This window comes from Sandarakinorhabdus sp. (assembly GCF_031422795.1).
GTDB lineage: Bacteria > Pseudomonadota > Alphaproteobacteria > Sphingomonadales > Sphingomonadaceae > Sandarakinorhabdus.
This window is the reverse complement of the sequence record NZ_JANPML010000255.1, coordinates 1-5,071: the sequence shown is the minus strand read 5'-3', so window position 1 is coordinate 5,071 and position 5,071 is coordinate 1. Positions and strand designations below refer to the sequence as shown.

The following is a 5,071-nucleotide window of genomic DNA, read 5'->3' as shown; positions in this document are numbered from 1 at the left end:
GCCGTCGTTGGGCAAGGTGCTGACCGGCGGTGTCGACGCCAACGCCCTGCAGCGCCCCAAGCGCTTTTTCGGTGCGGCGCGCAACATCGAAGAAGGCGGCTCGCTCACCATCATCTCGACCTCGCTGATCGACACCGGCAGCCGCATGGATGAAGTGATCTTTGAAGAGTTCAAGGGCACCGGCAACGCCGAAATCGTGCTGGACCGCAAGATCGCCGACAAGCGCGTGTTCCCGGCCATCGACATCGGCAAGAGCGGCACCCGCAAGGAAGAACTGCTGGTGGACAAGGAAACCCTGTCCAAGATGTGGGTGCTGCGCCGCATCCTGATGCAGATGGGTTCGACCGATGCGATCGAGTTTTTGATGGACAAGATGAAGGACAGCGTGACGAACGCGGATTTCTTCAATGCTATGAACAAGTGAGGCGGCTGGAAATAGCGCAGCTATTTCCAGACTCGCCGAACTTCGGCCAGCGAACGAAAAGGGCGGCTCTCAAGCCGCCCTTTTTGATTCGTCTGACGGCGTGGCTCCGCCACGCTCTTCCTTGGTCCTTCCTTCGGCACCCCAAACGGACTCGGCGGCTCCGCCGCCGGCCGCGCTCCCAAGGACAAAGTCAGCCGGTAATCGCCTTCCTTACCTCAGCCGATCCCCAATCCAGCGTCCCCGAAACCCGCCAGATCTCCTTGCCCTCTTCATCATACAGGATCGTCACCGGCAGCCCCTTGGCCTTCACCGCCTCCGCATAACTCCCCGGCTGATCCAGGCCAGATTCGATATTCTTGAATTTGTCCTTGCCCCAGAATTTGTCGACCGCCTGCCAGCCTTCCATGTCTTCGGAAATCGGCAGCACCATCACCGGCACTTCGCCGGCCAATTTATCGAGCGCTGGCATTTCGGCGATGCACGGCGCGCACCAGGTCGCCCACAGGTTGACCAGCATTCGCATGCCCTTGTGGTCGGCCAGCGTCTGCTTGGTGCCGCCCTTCATCTCCCACACCACCGCCGGGCCGGGTTCGCCGGCATGGCTGCGATCGATGCTGTTGATCGGGGCCGCAGCGGCCTTGGCCGGGGCCGAGGCGGGCTTTTCGGGTGACGTGGGGGGGGCCTGATTACAACCGGCCAGCGCCAACGAGGTGAGCAGCAACAGTGTCTTGCGCATCGAATTGTCCTTCCAATGATGCCGTCCCGATAAACAGCGCAGTGGCGGCTGCCAACCCACTGTGGCACCAATGCCCACAAAGGGGACAATGGCATGACGGTTTCACGGCGCGACGCGATCAAACTGGCTGCCGGAGCCGGCGCAGTTGCCGCTGGTTGCGGGGCAAGCGCCAATGGCTTATCGGCGCAGGCCATGAGCAGCGAGACTCCCAAGCCGGCTGATGCCGCCAACAGCCTGTGGGGCGGCCGCTTTGGCGCCGGCCCGTCGGCGATCATGCAGGAAATCAACGCCTCCATCGGCGTCGACAAGCGGCTGTGGCGCCAGGATATCCAGGGCAGCCGCGCGCACGCGGCGATGCTGGGCAAGCAGGGCATTGTTTCGGCCGAAGACGTGGCCGCCATCGACAAGGGGCTGCAGCAGATTGCGGCGGAATATGAGGCCGGCAAGCTGGTCGAGAATCTGGCGCTGGAGGATATCCACCTCCATGTCGAAACACGGCTGAAGGAAATCATCGGCCCCGCCGCTGGCCGCCTGCACACCGCGCGCAGCCGCAACGATCAGGTGGCGGTGGATTTCCGCCTGTGGGTGAAGGCCGCCTGTGCCGAAGCTGATACAGCGCTGAAGGGCCTGATCACCGCGCTGCTCGCCCGCGCCGAGGAACATGCCGATACCATCATGCCCGGATTTACCCACCTGCAGGTGGCGCAGCCGGTGACGCTGGGCCACCATCTGCTGGCCTATGTCGAAATGCTGGGCCGCGACCGCAGCCGCTTTGCCGATGCGATGCGCCGCATGGACGAATGCCCGCTGGGCGCTGCCGCGCTGGCCGGCACCAGCTTCCCGATCGATCGGCAGATGACCGCGAAGGCGCTGGGCTTTGCCGGCGGGCCGACGCGAAACAGCCTGGATAGCGTTTCGGATCGCGATTTCGCGCTGGAATATCTGTCGGCCACCCACATGACCGGGCTCCATTTGTCGCGCCTGGCCGAAGAAATCATCATCTGGGCCAGCCAACCCTATGGTTTCGTGACGCTGCCCGATGCCTGGTCCACTGGCAGCAGTATCATGCCGCAAAAGCGCAACCCCGATGCCGCCGAATTGGTGCGTGCCAAGGCCGGCCAGTTCCTGGGCGCCTTCACGCGCCTGAGCGTGGTGATGAAGGGGCTGCCGCTGGCCTATTCCAAGGACATGCAGGACGACAAGGTGACGGTGTTTGCCGCCCACGACGATCTGGGCCTGTGCCTGGCCAGCATGATGGGCATGGTGCAGACGCTGACCTTTAACAAGGCGAAGATGCGCGCTGCCGCCAACAGCGGTTTTTCCACCGCCACCGATCTGGCCGATTGGCTGGTGCGTGCCGGCGGCGTGCCGTTCCGCGAAGCCCACGAAATCACCGGCAAATGCGTCAAGGCTGCCGAAGCCAAGGGCACGGATCTGAATGGCCTGACCGATGCCGAACTGGCCGCCATCGACAGCCGCATCACCAAGGCGGTGCGCGACGTGCTTTCCGTGGAAGCCAGCGTGGCCAGCCGCACCAGCTTTGGCGGCACCGCGCCGGCCAATTTGCGCGCAGCGATCACGGCGGCAAAGGCGCGCCTGTGATGCGGACGATTGCCTTGGCCGCGCTGTTGCTGCTCGCGTCATGCGGCAAGCAGGGCGCGCTGGAACCAAAGGCCGGCCGGCCGGCGCCGGTGCGATCGGAAACCCAGACCCGCGCTGCCACGCCGCAGGAAATGCTCAAGCTCGACCCGCAATCGGTGCCGGTGCGCGTCGACGACAACCAGGCCCCGCTGCCCGAACGCGGCAGCGACCCGTTCAACCTGCCCCCGCCCCGAAACTGACGCCCCGAGACTGATCATGGACCATTTCCAGTTCAAGGACGGCGTCATGCACGCCGAGGGCATCAGCCTTGAGATGCTGGCGCGCGACGTTGGCACGCCGTTTTACTGCTACAGCAGCGCCACGATGGAGCGGCATTTCACGGTGTTCCGCGATGCCGTGGCCGGGCTCGGCAATGGCTCGCCTCTGGTGGCATTCGCGGTGAAGGCCAATCCCAATCTCGCCGTGCTGGCGACGTTGGCGCGGCTGGGTGCAGGCGCTGATGTGGTGTCGGGCGGTGAGCTGGCGCGCGCGCTGGCCGCTGGCGTGCCGGCCAACCGCATCGTGTTTTCCGGCGTCGGCAAGACCCGCGCCGAACTGGCCGCCGGCATCGACGCTGGCATCCTGCAATTCAATGTCGAATCCGAAGCAGAGATCGACATGTTGGGCGCTGTCGCCGCTGCGAAGGGCGCGACCGTGGAAATCGCCATCCGCATCAACCCGGCGGTCGATCCCAAGACGCACGGCAAGATCTCCACCGGCGGCGCCGACGCCAAGTTCGGCATTCCGTGGGAACGCCTGCCCGCCGCCTTTGCCCAGGCCGCCGCCCACCCGAAACTGCGCCCGGTGTGCCTGGCCGCTCATATCGGCAGCCAGTTGACCGATCTGGGCCCGGTGGAAGACGCCATCCGCAAATTGGGTGATCTGGCCCGCCAGCTCGAAGCAGTTGGTCATTCAATCAAGCGCGTCGACGTCGGCGGCGGGCTGGGCGTGCCTTACCGCCGCGATCAGCCTTCGCCGCCCAGCCCGGCGGATTATGCCGCCATGGTCGCCCGCGCCACTGCCGGCTGGCCGTGGCAGCTGATGTTCGAACCCGGCCGCATGATCGTGGGCAATGCCGGCGTGCTGGTGAGCGAAGTGATCCTGACCAAGGATGGCGCGTCCAAGCATTTCGTCGTGGTCGATGCCGCGATGAACGACCTGTTGCGCCCGTCACTCTATGGCGCGTGGCACGATATATTGGCCGTGCGGCCCAAGGCGGAGCGCACAATTGCCACCGTGGTTGGGCCGATCTGCGAGACCGGCGACACCTTCGCCGAAGACCGCACGATGGAAGATGTGCAGGCCGGCGACCTGCTCGCCTTCATGACCGCCGGAGCCTACGGGGCGACCATGGCCAGCACCTATAATTCGCGGCCACTGGTGCCCGAAGTGATGGTGAAGGGCGATGCATGGGCGCTGGTGTCGGAGCGCAAATCGCCTGCCGAGATGATGGCGCTGGACACCACGCCGCCGTGGCTCTGACACAGGTCCCCGCCAGCCGCATCCTCACCGCCAGCCTGGTTGGCACGGCAGTGGAATTCTATGATTTCTACATCTACGCCACCGCCGCTGCGCTGGTGTTCGGGCCGTTGTTCTTCCCGTCGGATAACGCCGATCTGCAACTGCTGCTCAGCTTCGCCAGTTTCGCCGTCGCCTTTGTCGCCCGGCCGATCGGTGCGCTGGTGTTCGGCCATTATGGCGACCGGCTGGGCCGCAAATCCACGTTGGTGGCCTCGCTGCTGCTGATGGGCGGTTCGACCTTTGCCATCACCTTCCTGCCCACCTATGCTGCCATCGGCGTGGCCGCACCGATCATCCTGTGCAGCTTGCGCTTTGGGCAGGGCTTTGGCCTGGGCGGTGAATGGGGCGGCGCGGCGCTGCTGGCGGTGGAAAATGCCCCGCCGGGCTGGCGCGCGCGTTATGGCATGTTCCCGCAACTGGGCGCGCCGGTGGGCTTCATCGCCGCCAATGGCCTGTTCCTCGCGCTCGGCCTGTGGCTGGACGATGGCGAGTTCCTGAATTGGGGCTGGCGGCTGCCATTTGCCGGCTCGATCCTGCTGGTCGGCATCGGCCTGTGGGTGCGGCTCTCCATCCTGGAAACCCCGGCCTTTGCCGCCATGCTGGCCCATGAAAAGCCGCCCGCCGTGCCGCTGGCCGAACTGGTGCGCCACCATGGCCGTGCCACGCTGTGCGGCATCGCGGCGGCCGTCACCTGCTTTGCCATCTTCTACATCGCGACCGCCTTTGCGCTGGGATACGGCACCACGCAA

General features: G+C 65.2%; 5 protein-coding genes and 1 pseudogene. 5 read left to right on the top strand and 1 reads right to left on the bottom strand.

Annotated features, from left to right (window positions below; all coding sequences use genetic code 11):
* A pseudogene (locus tag RMO81_RS09275) lies at positions 1-424 on the top strand (transcription termination factor Rho); the annotation flags it as partial.
* Between the two features lie 190 nt (positions 425-614).
* Here RMO81_RS09275 and RMO81_RS09270 read toward each other — a convergent pair.
* Positions 615-1,160, bottom strand: a complete 546-nt coding sequence (locus RMO81_RS09270; protein ID WP_310475550.1) for a TlpA disulfide reductase family protein — start codon at positions 1,158-1,160, stop codon at positions 615-617.
* 234 nt (positions 1,161-1,394) lie between these two features.
* On the opposite strand from RMO81_RS09270, the gene argH reads away from it, so the two are divergent.
* The 4 genes from argH to RMO81_RS09250 all read left to right on the top strand — a co-directional run.
* Positions 1,395-2,762 (top strand): argininosuccinate lyase, encoded by a 1,368-nt coding sequence (gene argH, locus RMO81_RS09265; protein WP_310475551.1) that lies wholly within the window; start codon positions 1,395-1,397, stop codon positions 2,760-2,762.
* Positions 2,762-3,001, top strand: coding sequence for a hypothetical protein (locus RMO81_RS09260; RefSeq protein ID WP_310475548.1), 240 nt, complete (start codon positions 2,762-2,764; stop codon positions 2,999-3,001). The genes argH and RMO81_RS09260 overlap by 1 nt, the downstream gene beginning before the upstream one ends.
* Before the next feature lie 16 nt (positions 3,002-3,017).
* The gene (gene lysA / locus RMO81_RS09255; protein ID WP_310475547.1) at positions 3,018-4,283 is read left to right on the top strand and encodes a diaminopimelate decarboxylase; all 1,266 of its coding nucleotides are present in this window, start codon (positions 3,018-3,020) and stop codon (positions 4,281-4,283) included.
* Positions 4,274-5,071: MFS transporter (locus tag RMO81_RS09250; protein WP_310475546.1), on the top strand; the 798-nt coding region annotated here is incomplete at its 3' end. The genes lysA and RMO81_RS09250, both read left to right, overlap by 10 nt.